Origin of the sequence: Acinetobacter sp. VT 511 (genome assembly GCF_001077515.1) — a bacterium.
Taxonomy (GTDB): Bacteria; Pseudomonadota; Gammaproteobacteria; order Pseudomonadales; family Moraxellaceae; genus Acinetobacter; species Acinetobacter schindleri.
Genome location: NZ_LFRE01000041.1, coordinates 1 through 17,599 on the forward strand (window position 1 = coordinate 1; position 17,599 = coordinate 17,599).

Here is a 17,599-nt window from a genome sequence, read left to right on the forward strand (position 1 = left end):
GCACGTGCCGTGACCAAAGGTGGCTTTAACTCACTACCAAAATTCACTTTCCCAGGTGGTTCTTTAATCGGTGATGATGCCGGCTTCCTGAACTTTGCCAAGATCAAAGGCTCACATACTGCGATGAAGTCAGGCATGCTCTGCGGTGAAGCGGTATTTGAAGCAATCAAGGCCGGTGTAGAGAAAGGCGGTGACCTGGCAGTTGCACGTGTAACTGAAGGCGAAGATTTCTTCGTAAAAGAGTTGACTGCTTATACAGACAAGTTCAACAACAGCTGGCTGAAAGAAGAGCTGTATAGCGCGCGTAACTTTGGCCCTGCAATGCATAAGTTTGGTCAATGGATGGGTGGTGCATTCAACTTTATCGACCAGAACGTGTTTAAAGTACCATTTACCCTGCATGACCTGGTGCCAGACTTTAAGACATTGAAAACTGTTGATGCGGTGAACTTCAAGCCGAACTATCCAAAACCGGATGGCAAGCTGACTTTTGACCGTCTGTCTTCAGTGTTTGTATCGAACACCGTGCATGAAGAAAACCAGCCTGCGCATTTGAAACTAACTGATGCTTCAATTCCAGTGAATGTGAACCTGCCAAAATGGGATGAGCCAGCTCAGCGCTACTGCCCGGCGGGTGTATATGAAATCATGGAAAATGATGATGGTTCAAAACGCTTCCAGATCAATGCAGCCAACTGTGTGCACTGCAAGACCTGTGACATCAAAGATCCTTCTCAGAACATTACCTGGGTAACACCGGAAGGTGCGGGTGGTCCTAATTACCCTAACATGTAATGTTAGGTTAGGGTAATTCTTGCGAAGCAGTGCTTCTCATATCCAAATATGTAATTTGATATGAATTAAAATAAACCCGCTCAAAAGCGGGTTTATTTTTATAGGATACTTTTAAATACCTAAATATTTTTAGATTTAAACAAGTTACGATTGTTTTATTTTAGCCAATTAAATCTTTATTTGTTGCTTCTAAATACCAAATTGTTTCGCCCCAATCACTTTCTAATTTAGGGAAAATATCTCCCTCTGTAAAATACCGTGAATTAGACTGATTTGCGGGACTCCACCAATAGCCTGTTTTCGGACATTTTTGGCCTGCTAAAGCTTTTAAATTTTCTATAACAATAGATTCTACTGTACCGCCTTGATCTGAAATTCTTTCTATTAAAGTCCAAGATGTTTCAAAATATAATTTTTCTCTAGTTTCCTTATTTCTACATGCATATCTAGGTGCAAAACCATTATCATCTTCTTTACTACTTGCCAGGAATATCAATTTATTATCATATTCATTGCATACATAAACCCCTGTTTTATTTATTTTTTCTTTAGATCTAACTATATTTCTTGAATCTAAACGATAAATAGGATAAGAACCTGGCAACTTTATATTTATTCCATTAAATATTTCTGCCTTTGGAAACTCATTATTAAGGAACCCTTTATCCCAATATGTTGGATATGTTTTTTCAATAATTAAAGCGTATTTTTTCGAAATTAAGTAATAATCCCAACATTGTTTAACTTTGTTATGAGGTAAATTATCCATCCAATAGAAAGAAAATTCACTAAGACCTTTATCATTTGATCGAATTTCTGCCGCACAATCAAGATATGTAAAATCGCCTGATTTAATTTTTATATAAGCAATATCAATACGATCCATCGTATTTCTTAGATTTGGCAATACTGTTTCTCCCCAATTAATATCTGCCTGCTCTGAAAAAGGTAAGGTTCTCAAGTCATAAGGCAAATTATGAATATAAAGCTCAAATAATCCCTCTAATCCTGTTAAAAAATTATGATAATTATTTCTCATTATTTCAAAAAAATCTAAAGAACTAAATTTTTCCAATAAATAGACTTCTTTAGGATGGACGCTATTATTCATATTAAAAACCTAGAATGTATATATTATTTTGATTTATTTTCCGAACGAGGAGCCAAAGTATAATCTCCTAATCGTGTTTCTAAAGCTGGCACACCTACAATTGAAAAATCACCAATTATTGTATCTGTACCATACCCCCATCCAGTTAATTTACGTTTACTTAAGCCGGAAGGGATCAAATCTTTAGGATCCAAGACTATTTGTATTCCCCCACCTTTTAAATAAAACTCACCTCGCTGTTGAGAGGCTGCTGGACCTTCCCAACCATACAGTTTCTGACCTTTTGGAACAGTATACTCAAGATATTCCCCATTACTATTCCAGCTTGCCCAAACTGCAAACTTATCTCTCCATTCCTCACGGCTTTTCAATTTATCAAACTCAGATTTTCTCATCCAACAGATACTATTATCCAAACTCCCAGGTGCGACTACACGTACTAGTACATCGCCTTCTTTAAAAACTTCAGCTTCAATCATATCTTCAGCAAAAGTATTATATTTTCCCTGGAGAGGATGAGAATAGCCGCTTTTTAAGGCTAACTGGGTATCTCCTAAGCTGGGATGCAAAGGAGTATTTGCTGTTTTAGGGTCTTGGCTTGCAGGCTCAAAAGGTAATTCTTCACCTTTAATTTTTTTATGCACCCAATTAGGTTTCCTTTGTCTAAAAGCATCTAACTCTTCATCGTCTGATACTCTTCTAAATTGGGTTAAATTTTTAATATTAGTTTTTGCTTTATACGCATGGTCTGTTTCTTTATCTATTCGAGCAGCCAACTTTTCTAAAAAATCTTGAACAGGTTTTAAAAACTCACCCAATTTTTGGTTAGCAGCTTGACGCACATCCAATACATCCTGCAACATTTTTCGAGCTTTCTGTCCAATAATTTGGCTACCGTATTTATCAATAAAGTTAACTGTTTGCCTTAAATATCCAATTAATTTATCAAATACTTCAAGCAATGCTTGTTTGGTTAATTTAGTTTTAATTTCTCTAAGTTTTTCAGCTGTTGCTTTATAAATATTGGTAATCTTGGTATCTTTTAAAGCTTTTTTTACTGCGGGACGTGCTAAAAATTTATTTAATTCAGTAATCCCACTTTCAATAGATGGTTCAGCTAACTTATAAATATTAGTGCCGGTTAACTTTACTAATTTTGCTCCTGGTCTCATCATAAATCTACGTATAGGAGCCAAAAGTACTTTAAATATGCCCTTAAATAAGGAACCTAGTACAGGAAATAATCCAATAAGGGTTAATATCAGCCCGATCCATGCCCATGGGTTATGTAAATCGTCTTTAATTTTTTTAGCATTTGCACATAAGTCACGTATATCACAGATCTGATCTACAAATGGAATCATAGAGATCACAGTACCGGTAACAATCTGAGCAGTACTCTGCTCTTCAGCAAAATCCCCTTGAATCACGACCCAAAGCCAGTCTGCAATATCAGTTAAAGTTTCTTGTCCCTTTTTTATTGCTTTATTCACAGGAGCAGCTATAGCTGCCATTGCATTTAATAATTCTTGTCTCGAAGGTAAAAAATCTGCCATTTTTATCACTTATTCTTCTATTTTATCAAGTTGATCTAATACCAGATCATAAGTATCCCAAGGTTTATCTATTATCTCAGCCTGCTCATATTCCACTCTAATCGCCTTTTCAGGTACATTATTATGATGAGCTTTACCCTGATCATCGAGTTGACCTTCAATGATTTGGTTACCTTCAAAAAATATTTTATAACCTACGCTAGAAAATGGCTGATTATCAGCATCCAAATGCTCTAAAGCAATCCAGTTCTGATTTTTAAAACTAGGTAAAGCTGGCAAGGAAGTATTTACCTGACTTCCTTTAACGAATAAATGCTGCCCCGCCTTTACCTCAAACTTACCACCCGTTGTTGACAAAATTCCCGCACTACTGATTTCAATCTTTGACCCGCCCGCGGTTAGTACAATCTTTTTGGCTGCAGTAATTTTGATCTGATCTTCAGTAGAGATAATTTTGATACCTTTACGCGCAATAACATCTATTCCATCTCCTTGTGCCTGAATCTCGACTTTGCCTTTACCTGCATATAAACGTGCTCCGTCTTGCACTGCGAACAGGCTTAGTTTCTGGCTGGCATGGGCAATCAAAGATTGTTGTGTACTCAGGTTAATACTCTCTCCTACAATGTAGCTGATTTGACCATCAGCAGATAAATGAATGTCCTGCTGGGTGCTCAGCGCAATCGATTGTGGTGCCGTTAGGATCATGATTGCCTGTTTAAAGGCAGCAGCTTTTTTCTGATCCTGTTGTTCAATCTGCTCAATCAGGCTTTTTAAATTCTCAAAAATTTCCAATGGATCAGTTTGCTGATTTTTAGCCACATCACTGAGCGCCTGGCTTACCTGTAGAGCTGATTGAAGCTGGCTTTTTGCTGGTTCAGCTTCTATATGTGAACCTCTTGCAGCCTGCTGTTTATGGGTCGAAATCAGTAGACCTTCACCTGCCCGTATTGCCCCCCACTGGTCTGTTCTCAGCTCAAATCCCTCTCCACGCCTCTCACCTTCAGCCTGTTCTTTCGGATGGCTCAAATCACCCAGGTTAAGTTGACTCGCAGCATGGCTGCTATGCAACTGTGCACTGATCTGTCCGGTGGTATCATCAAAACGTAACTGGTTAAAACCTTCTCCTTGCACTTCTTGCGAACGGATACCATTAAGTTTTTGGGTCTCTGGTAAGCGTCCTTTCTTGTCAAATTTTGTTGGTGAACGCTGACCTTCATGAATCCGGCCCACCACAAAAGGCCGGTCAATATTGCCATCAAAAAAGTCGATCACAACAATTTCACCAATGCGTGGCAAGAAGCGCACACCATAACCTTCCCCTGCCCAAGGCGTGAGAACATCTACCCAGGCCGAGTCAGTATCACTGTCATTTGTTCCGGCTCCATTATCATGGGTATGATCGTCCGGACGGGTGAATAAAAACCGGATTTTGATGCGTCCCCATTCATCCACATAAATGTCTTCACTTTCTGGCCCGACTACTTTTGCCCGTTGCGGACAGGCTGGTGGTCGATGCAATAAAGGCTGATATTCAGAAACCAAAGGAATATTGCGACGTTGTAAGACTAAATGATTGGTCTGGCGCTCATCAGCATCTTTAACTTCTGTCAGCTGCCACTGGCTTTGCTGAATTAAAACATTCACCTGTGCATTCAGGTCTTTGGGTAAATTATTCTGGTTATAGAATTGCTTGGAAAGAATCAGAAATTCTTTATCGGCTGCCTGATGCTGGTCAATTTCTGGATGCTGATCTAGTCGGAACCAGTAACCGACTTGCGCATCACGTACAGTAGATGTTGCTAAAAACTGCTTGGCCTGCACATCATAAAAATGTTGCAGGTTCTGGTTAACTTTCTCAATTTGCGCATTTGATGCTGACGTAGCCTGATCTTCATGCTTGAGGTCAGTGACCCATGCCGGACTAATATGCCACGCCTGTTCCAGCCCTAGACTGGCATTATCCTGAGTTTGGCTATGCTGATGCCTGCTTTGTACTGAACCTGCACCTTCCTCCTGACTCAAACGATCAGCATGCCAGCGCTGGATATGTACAGCAGTCGGCTGTAATTTTCGCTCTGCAATAAAGCTGGTCATGCTATCTGTCTGTTCGGTAGCACTAGAACGGTGGAAACGGATTACCCGGCGGCTTAGAGCCCGATATTGGCTATTATCATCAATCAATCTGAGTTTCTGTGCTGTAATCGGTGCAGAGGAATGTAGGAGCAATAGTTCAGATTCATCAATCAGCCAGTTAATACCTTCACTGCGCCATAAACGGGTTAAAAATTCATAGTCAGTTTCATTCGACTGCATACTAAAAGGACGCACATCATAAGTCTGCTGCAAACCGGATAAATCCAGCTTGAGTGCAGCCGCAAATAATGGGCTTTTACTCTGCCATTCCTCAAATAATATTCTGGTAATATCGCGGACACTTTTGTCCATAAAGACACGACTATTCCGGCGTTTATGCCAAAGTGAAGTGGCATCTTCCAAAGTAAGTTTATAAAGCGTTAATGCGCCATCACTTTGCCCCTGAACTGCCCGGGTAATAATGCCTGAACTGCGAAACAGCTGCCCCTGGTCTGTCACCTGATCTACCGCGACCTGTGTGCCTATGAAGCTTTTGAGAGGAATCAGGGCATTACTAGATAAACAAATAAGTTCAATCTTCAGCCCTTGATTGAGCACATGCTGTCCATCAATACGCTGCAGAAAGATTTCCGAATTAAGCTGTTGATTGGAAAACTGAATATGTAAAGCGCGTTTCTGTGCGCTTAATCCCAATTGTTCGAGTATTTGAGCAATAGAACTTCTGATCATTTTTATTTTTATGCTTATTTTTTCGGCATTATAATAAATTTAATTGATTAAGCCTAGCGAGTTTGGTCTGATGGATTTGCGTCAATTGTTCTCTGACCAGCGAAAATATGTTTGCTTGCTAAAGAGATGAGCTTTTTTAAACTTTATCTTTCTAGAATCAAGTTATTATTGTGAAATAGGCTTCACGCCCAGAAAGTATTGATTAATCGAAGCAGGGCAAATGATTCAGCTCATCTGCCCAACACGTTATTACCCTTTCTTTACCAGATAATGAAACTCTTTATTGCCATTTTCATCCAGGCGTTCTTCCTGTAACAGTAATTCATGCCCCAAGTGCATACAGAATTTTGGAATATCCCATGAAGTCGAATTATCCGTTGCAAACACCTCAACCACATCACCTGACTTGGACTTACGAATCGCCTGATGCAGCATCATCACAGGTTCTGGACAGCGTAAACCGCGAGTATTTAGTTGCAGGCTAGGAGTAATTTCAGCTTCAGACATCGGCAGACTCAGGAGGGAAAGACCAGGTTATTTTAACATAAACATGTGTCTATACCCATGACTGGCTTTATTGCCATTTTCGTTTTAAGTAGTTGACTGCGACAGTCACGGTCGCCTTAAATAATTGCAATAGACAACTGCATTTTCTGCGGTATGATAAAATTACATTTTTTTAGATATTAAGAGTTTTTAGGAAAGATCATGCACGAGGAATCAGGCCCGTCGTGGGGTATGCGCGGCTTACGCAAATGGCTGGGAACCGCTCCCGAAACTCGCGACGAACTGCTAAAACTAGTACAAGATTCACGTCGATTTCTAGAACCCGATACTGTAGCGATGCTAGAAGGCGTACTCGACCTTCCAGCGACCAAAATTCGTGAAGTGATGACACCACGCACTTCCATGATCAGCTTACAGGAAGATGACCAGCTTCTTGATATTCTGCATGTTTTGGTAGAATCAGCGCATTCACGCTTTCCCGTATTTTCATCAGATCAGCCTGATAATGTGGTGGGTATTTTGCTTGCCAAAGACTTGCTGCCTTTCCTGACCGAACCGACTTCTAAGGTGGATATCCGTGCCTTAATGCGCCAGCCACTGTTCGTACCTGAAAGTGCACGTTCAGATCAGGTTTTGCGTATGCTGAAAAATACCCAGACCCATATTGCAGTCGTAATTGATGAATATGGCTCCACTTCTGGTCTGGTGACATTAGAAGACATTCTGGAAGAGATTGTCGGTGAAATTGAAGATGAACATGATATTGCTGATGAAGAAGCATTGTATATTGTTCCCGACAATGATCCGACCACAGCCAATACCTGGATTGTGCAAGCACTGACTCCAATTGAGCATTTTAACAATATGCTCGATGCCGACTTTTCTGATGATGAAGTAGAAACCATGGGTGGCCTGTTATTGCAGGAAATCGGATTGGTGAGCGATTTAGAAGGTCAGGTGATTGAGCTTGGAAATTGGATCTTTACCATTCTGGAAGCGGATGCTCGTTCTATTCACTCGATTCGGGCTGTGCGCCAATGAGGGCACATTTCGACAAGTTGTTGAAGCTGTCTGAAAGTTCTGAGCAACTTCCACTGATCTATCCACTGCTGCTGTCTTTATTTTCCGGTGCCATCTTCAGTTTTGCACTGGCGCCGTACCACTATTGGTGGTTGGCCATCCTGTCTCCGGCGCTGCTTTATGCTTGTCTGCGTAAACGCAGTGCCAAACAGGCTTTTGGTATTGGCTGGGCTTATGGCATTGGTTTATGGTTTGTCGGTGCATTCTGGCTGTATACCTCAATCCATGAATATGGTGATACCAGCTCATTCCTTAGTGTCGTGATGATTCTGATCATGGCCTTGGTCATGGGTCTATTTACCGCAGTACAGACCTTTATCTACCGTCGCTTCTTTCCGGAAACCCCTCTGACCTTTGCGCCATTGTGGGTACTGTTTGAATGGGCGAAGACTTGGGTCTTTACAGGTTTCCCATGGCTATTTGCCGGCTATGCCTTTACCGAACGTTTGCTGGATGGCTATGCGCCACTCTTCGGTGTGTTTGGCGTATCCTTCGTGGTGATCCTACTAGCTTGTGCTTTGGTTGAGATTCTTAATCGTCGTGTGTTCTGGGCAATCCCCTCCCTGCTGCTCTTGCTAGGTGCCTGGGGAGCTTCGCAACTGACTTTTGTAGAACAGAAAGAAGGCACTAAGCCACTCAGCGTGTCCCTGATTCAGGGTAATATTCCACAAGATTTGAAATGGTTGACCGAATATCAGGTTAAAACCCTGCTGATCTATGCCAATCTGACCAAAACCGAATGGGGTCGTGATTTGATCGTGTGGCCAGAATCTTCGATTCCGATGTTTCAGGCCGATATTCCTGATTTCCTGGATGCGATGAAAGCACAGGCAGAGAAATCAGGAAGCTCCTGGGTTACCGGTATTCCTTATTGGGATCTGAAAGAATCCCAAGCCGAAGGCACACCGAAGTATTACAACAGCATCATGGCCAGCGGTGATGAAGCGAGTGGGCTGTACAAGAAACAGCGCCTGGTGCCATTTGGTGAATACATCCCACTTTCCGGCGCGCTCAGCTGGGTACTTCCCGCTTTGCAAAATGATCCATCTATGAGCGGTTTTTCTCGTGGGGCAAATGATCAGCAACCGCTAAATATCAAAAATCAGCATCTGGGCTCTGCGATTTGCTATGAAGTCGCTTATCCGAATCTGACCCGTCGCAATGCCAGTCAAAGTGACTTTCTGGTAACGGTATCTAATGATGCCTGGTTTACTGGAACTGCCGGACCGCAGCAACACCTGCAAATGGTGCAAATGCGAGCCAAGGAAAATGGTCGCTGGTTTATTCGTGCTACCAATACCGGTGTAACCGCCTTTATTGATCATAATGGTCATATCGTGAAACGTGCGCCTATGGATCAAGAAGCGGTATTACGCGGTGAGTTGCCAGCAATGCAGGGTGAAACGCTGTATACCAAACTGAGTGACTGGCCTGTGCTGATTCTCTCAGCCCTGCTGTTATTACTTGGATGGCGTTTCCGCCCACGTAAAGTGGATGTCAGCTTTAAGTCGAGAAGATAATTTCTTAAGTTCCCTGTCCTGAGCTAATTTTAAAGCACTGCTTTTTAAATTAGCGCAAATGAGGGTTAGGGAGAGGTAAATTTATATCCTCTTCTTAATCCTCTCTCAGAGGGAGAGGAAGTTTTATGCATAATTTTAAAATAAAAAAACCGAGGCTTATGCCCCGGTTTTTTTATTGAGAAAATAATTAAATCTGTACAGCAAGATAGGACATCATACTGGCCAATGATAGCATCGGCAGAAAACGGTAGAGCTGAACCACGCCACGCTCAAAGGATGAAATTCCTTCCTGTTTCACCTCCATGACGCTGGCTTTTAATGCCGACCAGAAGCACAAAGCTAACAGGCTGCTCATCAGACTCAATGCAAAGAAACCTACCATGATCTGGCTGCTACCTTCGGTGCTTTGCCACAAATGCAAAACTGCTTGGCTCACCGGAAGAATGCTTAGAACCAAAAAGACAGATTTCAGCATTGTCCAATGAAACTGATTTATTTCATCTCTTATGATTAATGCTTTCATACCTATCTCCTTTGGCCGAATTTGTGCCATAGAAATCATTATGAGCTTTTTTATGGAAATGAAAAGTCTATATTTATTCATATTTTACGATAATTGTAATCGATAAACATGGGAATACTTCTTATTATGACTATCAAATAGAATGGATTATAAAATTAATTTTAAATTCATGTGTTTAGATTATATTTATGTATTAAGAGTTATTATCACTTCACTTAGTATTGAGATACCCAATTAAATGAAGTGATATATTCCATAAAGAAGAAATTTATAATGATTCTCAATTAAGGCTGATAATAAATATCCGCATCTGTGCCTTCACCGCCAGACTGGCCATCGGCACCAAATGAATAAAGGTCAAATGAACGTCCATCCGTACCAGGAATGACATATTGCAATTCATTATCCCAGCTGTCTTTCGGATAACCGCCTTTGACATAGCCACCCGGTAACCAGTTTTTTGCAGACGCAGGTTTGTTGACTAAAGCATCTAAACCACCTTCCTGCATACTTGGATACTTACCATTATCCAGCTTGTACTGGTCCAGAGACCCGGCCACGCTTTGCAGTTTGATCACCGTAGTATCAACTTTTGCCTTCTCACCACGGCCCATCACGTTAGGTACGATCAGTGCAGCCAATACGCCCAGGATCACAATCACGACCATTACTTCGATCAGGGTAAAACCCGAAGCATGTTTGATACGCGTCATACCTGAGCCTGTTTTTAAAGAATCTGGCTGTTCATTCATCATCTCAGTCCTTTTCACTCCATGTCTCTCATTGCTTAATTTTGAAAATCTGTTTGGGCTTATAATTGGAATTCTACCCACACTTTATTTAAATCATATTATTCATATTCACAATTGGCAGCATCACCGCAATTACGATTACTAACACAATACTTGCCATCAGCACCAGCATAAGAGGTTCCAGCAAAGCCAGTAACGTCGAAATCAGTGTAGTCACTTCACGGTCCTGCATGGTCGATGCCCGGTCCAGCATCCGGTCCAGTTCACCGGAAGCTTCACCACTTCGAATCATTTGTACCATCATCGGTGGGAAATAACCACTACGCTCCAGCTGGGTCGCCAGGTTACCGCCTTCAGTCACCTTTTCTGCTGCCAGATTAACGGCATCACGAATGACCCAGTTATTGCTGACTGCCGCACCAATCTTTAAGGCATCGACCAGCGGCACCCCAGAACGGGTCAAAATGGACAGGGTACTGGCAAAGCGTGCCGCATTAATCCCACGTGATAGTTTGCCAAATAGCGGTAATTTCAAGGTCAGGCGGTCAAAAGCATAATGTCCTGCGGTGGTGCGTAGAAAACGCACCAGCAGGAAAATAGCAACGGCACTACCAGCCAACATGAAAGGCCAAGCCATCCGGATAAACTCACTGGCTTTCATCAACGCGACCGTAATCCATGGCAAAGCATCTTTGCTCTGGTCAAAGGTTTTGACAATGTCTGGAACGACATAGGTCATCAGGCCCATCACAATAGCAAAGGACATCAGCAGCAGAATAATCGGGTAAATCATCGCCCCCTGAATTTTTTTCTGCATGGCAAAGCGGTTTTCGGTATAGTCCGCCAGCTGATCCATAATCAGGTCCAGATGTCCGGAACGTTCACCGGCAGCAATGGTTGCAATATACAGTTCCGGAAAGCGGCCGGATTGCTGCAAGCCCTGTGCCAGACTATGCCCTTCCAGCACCTTGGAACGCACCGACATCAGCAGGTTCTGTACATGTACCTTTTCGCTCTGTTTACCGACGGCGCGAATGGCTTCTTCCAGCGGAATACCGGCAGCAACCAGAACGGAGAGTTGCCGGGTCATCAGTGCCAGGTCATAAGCTGTAAGGCTTTTTTCAAACCAGCGCGGCCGGTAATGCTTGTCCTTTTGCTCGACTGGATCAACAGACACCGGAATCAAGGCTTTGTCCCGAAGTTGCTGACGGATCTGACGTGCAGAGTCCCCTTCCAGTACGCCTTTTTGCTGCTTACCCGAAGCATCAAGCGCGATAAATTGATATGCTGGCATTGTAATGCTCTAATTTTCCAAAAATTTGCCCCAACGCAGTTGCGTCAGACCATCAAAATCATTCATATTCTTAGATATAAAATATCTGCTCACTCTAACACAACTGCCTTTTTAGCACGACGAAAATTCATCAGGATGCCTCACTTGCCCATCTCAGATCACCCAGCCTCAACTCCTTCAGTTTATCGTGTTCGTGTTGCTGTTCCTGTTCATCTGTTTGACTGTTTTGATTACAGTTTAAGTGCGGCACAATATCAGCAGGCTGAGGTTGGTGCGCGCGTGGCAGTGTCTTTCGGCCGGCAGAATCTGGTTGGGGTCATTATGGAAAAGCTGCCGCCAGACACTCCGCTAGATTCCAGTTTTAAACTTAAAGAGATTACTGAATTACTGGATGACCGGGCGCTCATTGATGACAAGGTACTGAATCTGCTGAACTGGTCAGCGCAGTATTACCAGTTCCCGATTGGTGAAGTGGTGCAAAGTGCCTTACCAACCTTATTACGTCAGGGTAAGCCCTATAACCTGCTGGCCCGGAACTGGAAACTGTTAGATGACCAGGCAGAAGCCAAGGTACGCCGTTCCGAGCGTCAGCAGGAAGCCTATAAAATTTTAAAATTGCATCCAGTCGGTACTACTGAAACTGTACTGAACCTGGCAGGGATCGAGACAGCCACCCTAAAAGCTTTAGAGAAAAAAGGAATTTGTGAATGCGTGCTGGAACCCCAGGATTTCAGCCCGCAGCCTGTTCAACTGGCACAAATGCCGCTTACAGCCAATCCGGAACAGCAACATGCCATTCAGCAGGTGCTGAAATTTAAAAATAAATATCAGGCCTTTTTACTGGATGGTCTGACCGGCAGCGGCAAGACTGAAGTTTATTTGCAGATCATGGAAAAGGTGCTGAAACAGGGAAAACAGGTTTTAGTGCTGGTACCGGAAATTGGCCTGACGCCACAAACCATTAGCCGGTTCCAGTCACGTTTCCATTGTCATATTGCCTTGTTACATTCTGGTTTAAATGACTCGAAACGTCTGCAAGCCTGGCAAGCCGCAGAAACCGGTAAAGCCTCGATTGTGCTGGGTACCCGTTCTGCCATTTATACCCCGATGCCCAATCTAGGATTGATCATCCTGGATGAGGAACATGATCTGTCTTTTAAACAGCAGGAAGGCTTCCGTTATCATGCCCGAGATGTTGCGCTTTATCGCGGGCATTTGCAGCAATGTCCGGTGCTTCTGGGCTCTGCCACACCCAGTATCGATACCTATGCACTGGTTGCCAATGGCAAAATGCAGGTACTGGAACTCAACCAGCGTGCTGGTACAGCCTTAATGCCAAAGATTCATATTCTAGATTTAAAGGTGGCACAGAAACAGCATGGCATCAGCCTGCATCTGATTCAGGAAATACGCAAACGTCTGGAAAAAAAGGAACAGGTACTGGTGTTCCTGAACCGCCGTGGTTATGCACCCGTTTTGATTTGTGACAGCTGTGGCTGGCAGGCACAGTGTCCAAACTGTGATGCCAATTTCACTGTACACCGTCAGCCATATCAACATTTGCATTGTCACCATTGTGGCACCCTGCACCGTATGCCAGATCATTGTCCAAGCTGCAATCATACTGAACTCAAAACACTCGGCATGGGAACCGGCAAGGTCGAAGAGCAATTGAATGAACTCTTTCCCGATCATGAAGTCATTCGGGTAGATCGTGACTCTACCAGTCGGGTCGGTAGCTGGCAGAAAATCTATGACAAGATTCAGAAAAGTGAACCGGCGATTTTGCTCGGTACGCAAATGCTGGCCAAAGGTCACCATTTCCCCTATGTCACACTGGTCGCTATTTTAGATATTGATTCTGGTCTGCTCAGTGTGGACTTCCGTGCCACCGAACGTACTGCCCAACTGATTGTACAGGTGGCTGGTCGTGCCGGTCGTGGCGAGCATAAAGGTGATGTCTATCTACAGACCTTACGTCCTGACCATGCTTTGCTAAATACCTTGGTGACAGATAACTACCGGGCTTTTGCCAAACAGACCTTAGAGCAGCGTCAGATTGCCCGCATGCCACCCTATCGCTATGCAGTGATGATCCGTTGCGAATCACGTGATCAGGCATTAAATACAGAGTTCTTACAGAAACATGCTGCCTTCTTAAGGCAGTATCAGGATCTACAACTGGAGATCTGGGGACCTATTCCAGCACCAATGGAACGCAAGGCGGGCCGTTACCAATCACATATGGTACTACTGTCTGCAGACCGTCCACGTTTGCACTATTATGTCAGGGCATGGTGGCAAGCCATGCTGCAAGACAAGCCTTCCTCAATGAAGTTAAGCCTGGATGTCGATCCACAAGAACTGAGCTAGTCCTGCAAGCTGCAATACGGAAATAAGATTTAAGGTTGAACATGTCGATACTGTTGCAAATTACATTAATTCTGGTGGCAGCATTGCTGATTGTGCCAATCACCCGCTATTTGAAACTGCCAGCAGTGCTGGGTTATTTATTGACGGGCCTTGTGCTCGGTTCTGAAACCCTGAATCTCGTTACTGATCCCCAACTTCGTTCGATGCTAATGCAAATCAGTATCCTGTCTCTGCTGTTCTGGGTAGGTTTACAACTACGGCCACAACGCTTCATCCAGATGCCTCATTCTGCCTGGATCTCAACTGCTGCACTGGTCTTGGGGTCAGGCGCCATTCTGAGCTTATGTTCTGCCATTTTTTTACAGCAAAGTCTCATCACCAGTGTCGTCATTGGGCTGGCTGGCAGCCTGTCTGCGATGACACTGAGTATTCAACATCTGATGCGACAGGAGCAGCTCGCGACTTCCCATGGTCAGCTCAGTTATATCAGTTTATTAATTCAAGCCCTGCTGCTAATTCCACTAATTGCCATTATTCCACTATTTTCCGGAGTAAGTTCGACTGAACATGGCGTTGCTTACTTTGCTGCCATTATGGCAACCTTTACCGGACTGTTCCTGTGTAACCGCTATTTGATGCAACCCCTGTATCGCTGGATTGCCAGAAGCAGCAGCCATGACCTGCATGCTTTGGTGGCAATTTTTGTAATCCTCGGCTTGTTGGTACTGATGCAGACACTGGGACTAACACTATATTTAGGAGCCTTATTTGCCGGAATTCTGCTGGCAGATTCCGATTTCAGACCACACGTCGAAAATGCCATTCAGCCTTTTCATGGCATATTGATCGGTTTGTGTTTTATCAGTATTGGCCTGGCGATTCAGCTAAGTGATGTCTTGCAGATGCCTGGACTGATCATTGGTGGCGCCGTACTGATCATATTGAGTAAATTTGTGCTCAGTCTGGCAATTGCCCGTTATTATCAGAATAGCTGGCGTACCAGCACCTTAACCGCGGTTAGCCTGGCCCAAGGCGGTGAGTTCGCTTTTGTGTTACTCACTATTGCAGTTACCCATACCATCTTAGATATCAGCTTGTTATCGCCATTGCTATGTATGCTGGCGTTATCCATGTTAATGACACTAGTGCTCTACTGGTTGCTCGATCAACAAATCTTACCGCGATTAAATCGCTCACATCATCTGGTCGCAGACTTTGATATCCAGGTAGAGCCTTTAGCCACTACACCGATTTTACTGATTGGTTTTGGTCGCTTTGGGCAAATCGTAGCGCGTGTACTTCATCAGCAAGGTCTGAGCTTTAGTGTGATGGACAATATGGTTGAAGCAAGTGACCTACTCAAAGATCAAGCTATTCCTTTCTTTCAGGCAGATGCAACTGAAACCACGGCACTACAACTGGCAAATATTACTTCCAAAGATCAGGTAATTGTCGCGATTGATGATATTGAGGATTCTTTGCTGGTCGTACGTCATTTGTGCTGGAATTACCCGGATCTGAAATTGTGGGTACGCGCGCGTGATCGCCATCATGCACATTTGCTGCATGAACTGGGTGTGGAAAATGTTTTCCGTGAAACTTATCTTTCTGCTTTAGCGCTGACACAGTCATTACTGGCAGCAACCCATCAATCTGTAGAACTCGCTGAGCAGACAATTCTACAGTTCCGTCAGTATGATGAAACTGTATTAAAAGCAGAACAGCAGGCGGAATCTGGTTCTGAGTCATTATATGCTCAACACCACAGCAGCATGGCTGAGTTAAGCTACCTGTTCGAACAGGATCAACATCGTAAAAGTGTAATAAATCCAATACAGAAGCAACAGAATATCAACGGCACAGGAATTGATACCATAACAGATGATCTGTCATAACTTGTGTTTTACAATAGTGTCACCATTAAAGCAGGGTTATGGAGAATTTTATGTCTGATTTACGCCAACGCTTTTTTATTGAGGATAGCCCTGTTCGTGGTGAAGTAGTGCATCTTCAAGAAGCTTTACAAACAATTTTAGCGCAGCGCGACTATGCTCCTGCCGTACAAATCCTTTTGGGCGAGATGCTCAGTGCGACTGCCCTATTGGCAAGTACGTTAAAAATCAAGGGACGCATCAGTCTGCAGATTCAGGCTACTGGCACGTTTAAATGGGCGATGGCGGAATGTAACCATCGTGGTGAAGTGCGTGCGTTGGCTGATTATGAGGAAGATCCCCGTTTTCAGGTGGCAGAAGACAGCAGTACAGTTCTAAAAGCCCTGATCAGTCCTGTACTGTTTATCAATATTGAGCCTGAAGTCGGTGAGCGTTACCAAGGTATCGTACCACTGGATAAACATAATCTGGCGGGATGCCTGATGCAGTATTATGATCTGTCTGCGCAGATTCCAACCCGTATTGTGCTGGCAAGTGACCAGAAGCGTTCAGGTGGCTTGCTGATCCAGCTTCTACCACGTAATAGTGAAGAAGAACAACGCTATGTGGATGAAGATTTGTGGCCACGAGTGACCATGTTGACTGAAACCTTGAAAGCAGAAGAACTGGTTAGCCTGGATACCAATGAAATCCTCTATCGTTTATATAACGAAGAACAAGTTCGTTTGCCTGAAGCAGAACAGCTGAAATTCGGTTGTACCTGTTCTAAAGAACGCTGTGCCATTGCCTTGCAACAGATCGGGGTTGAATCTGTTCGTGAAACTTTAGAATTCCAGAATCCAATTGAAATGGATTGTCAGTTCTGTAACAGCCAATACACCTTTACTGCTGAAGAAGCTTTAGGTCTGTTCGGTGAGCACCTTAGTTAATTACAGGTATCTTTGTTAATAAAAGCACTCAATAGGAGTGCTTTTATTTTTATAAATCCAGAGTTTTCTTTTCCATGAAGAATAAATATTTTTAATTTGAAACTTACCATATCCTTCAGCTCTACACAGCTATATGGAAATACCAATACTTGGCCCCACTCTATTCTTAATGAATATAAACTCAATCCGCTATTGATTAATCCTGACTTCCAAAGCTGTCTGAGCTAATTATTTAACCAGCTTTCTGTCTCTTTCCCTTTTTAATCTGCTGATCCATCAAATACTCACCACGTCCCACATTCCTCAATTAATGTGATTGTTGATCAATTCAGGTTTTAATTTTTCTTGAAGATATTTGATTATTCACTGGTAATTAGTAGATTTTTCACGCTATATTAATCCCATAATATTTTTATGCCTTTAAGATTTTAGAAGCATTTT

General features: G+C 43.2%; 13 protein-coding genes. 6 read left to right on the forward strand and 7 right to left on the reverse strand.

The features are described 5' to 3' along the window. A partial coding sequence (locus tag ACS72_RS02995) for an electron transfer flavoprotein-ubiquinone oxidoreductase (protein WP_048881181.1) occupies positions 1–795 on the forward strand: 795 nt, incomplete at its 5' end. Between the two features lie 160 nt (positions 796–955). Here ACS72_RS02995 and ACS72_RS03000 read toward each other — a convergent pair. The 4 genes from ACS72_RS03000 to tusA form a co-directional block, all read right to left on the reverse strand. After that, on the reverse strand, positions 956–1,906 hold the full coding sequence (locus tag ACS72_RS03000) for a hypothetical protein (protein WP_048881182.1): 951 nt from the start codon (positions 1,904–1,906) through the stop codon (positions 956–958). 23 nt (positions 1,907–1,929) lie between these two features. Beyond that, positions 1,930–3,462, reverse strand: a complete 1,533-nt coding sequence (locus ACS72_RS03005) for a hypothetical protein (RefSeq protein WP_048881210.1) — start codon at positions 3,460–3,462, stop codon at positions 1,930–1,932. Between the two features lie 9 nt (positions 3,463–3,471). Beyond that, positions 3,472–6,288, reverse strand: coding sequence for a type VI secretion system Vgr family protein (locus ACS72_RS03010; protein WP_048881183.1), 2,817 nt, complete (start codon positions 6,286–6,288; stop codon positions 3,472–3,474). A gap of 249 nt (positions 6,289–6,537) precedes the next feature. Next, on the reverse strand, positions 6,538–6,795 hold the full coding sequence (tusA, locus tag ACS72_RS03015; RefSeq protein ID WP_004813458.1) for a sulfurtransferase TusA: 258 nt from the start codon (positions 6,793–6,795) through the stop codon (positions 6,538–6,540). A gap of 201 nt (positions 6,796–6,996) precedes the next feature. Here tusA and ACS72_RS03020 point away from each other — a divergent pair, with 201 nt between their 5' ends. Together ACS72_RS03020 and lnt are read left to right on the forward strand one after the other, a co-directional pair. After that, the gene (locus ACS72_RS03020) at positions 6,997–7,836 is read left to right on the forward strand and encodes an HlyC/CorC family transporter (RefSeq protein WP_004813460.1); all 840 of its coding nucleotides are present in this window, start codon (positions 6,997–6,999) and stop codon (positions 7,834–7,836) included. Beyond that, positions 7,833–9,395, forward strand: a complete 1,563-nt coding sequence (gene lnt / locus ACS72_RS03025) for an apolipoprotein N-acyltransferase (protein ID WP_048881184.1) — start codon at positions 7,833–7,835, stop codon at positions 9,393–9,395. The genes ACS72_RS03020 and lnt overlap by 4 nt, the downstream gene beginning before the upstream one ends. A gap of 187 nt (positions 9,396–9,582) precedes the next feature. Here the strand turns inward: lnt and ACS72_RS03030 are convergent, their stop codons facing one another. From ACS72_RS03030 to gspF, 3 genes are all read right to left on the reverse strand, one after another. Next, positions 9,583–9,918 carry a hypothetical protein gene (locus ACS72_RS03030; protein WP_048881185.1) on the reverse strand — a complete coding sequence of 112 codons (336 nt, stop codon included), beginning with the start codon at positions 9,916–9,918 and terminating at the stop codon, positions 9,583–9,585. A 284-nt stretch (positions 9,919–10,202) separates the two neighbouring features. Further along, positions 10,203–10,670 carry a type II secretion system major pseudopilin GspG gene (gene gspG, locus ACS72_RS03035; RefSeq protein ID WP_227499334.1) on the reverse strand — a complete coding sequence of 156 codons (468 nt, stop codon included), beginning with the start codon at positions 10,668–10,670 and terminating at the stop codon, positions 10,203–10,205. 88 nt (positions 10,671–10,758) lie between these two features. After that, positions 10,759–11,964 carry a type II secretion system inner membrane protein GspF gene (gene gspF / locus ACS72_RS03040; RefSeq protein WP_048881186.1) on the reverse strand — a complete coding sequence of 402 codons (1,206 nt, stop codon included), beginning with the start codon at positions 11,962–11,964 and terminating at the stop codon, positions 10,759–10,761. 135 nt (positions 11,965–12,099) lie between these two features. On the opposite strand from gspF, the gene ACS72_RS03045 reads away from it, so the two are divergent. Genes ACS72_RS03045 through hslO form a run of 3 tightly spaced genes read left to right on the forward strand, consistent with a single transcriptional unit; the run spans position 12,100 to position 17,158 of the window. Continuing rightward, positions 12,100–14,337: a primosomal protein N' gene (locus ACS72_RS03045; RefSeq protein ID WP_048881187.1), complete on the forward strand. Its 2,238-nt coding sequence runs from the start codon at positions 12,100–12,102 to the stop codon at positions 14,335–14,337. Positions 14,338–14,378: 41 nt separating this feature from the next. Then, positions 14,379–16,232, forward strand: coding sequence for a cation:proton antiporter (locus tag ACS72_RS03050; protein WP_048881188.1), 1,854 nt, complete (start codon positions 14,379–14,381; stop codon positions 16,230–16,232). 50 nt (positions 16,233–16,282) lie between these two features. After that, positions 16,283–17,158 carry an Hsp33 family molecular chaperone HslO gene (gene hslO / locus ACS72_RS03055; RefSeq protein ID WP_004813475.1) on the forward strand — a complete coding sequence of 292 codons (876 nt, stop codon included), beginning with the start codon at positions 16,283–16,285 and terminating at the stop codon, positions 17,156–17,158. Positions 17,159–17,599: the final 441 nt, after the last annotated feature.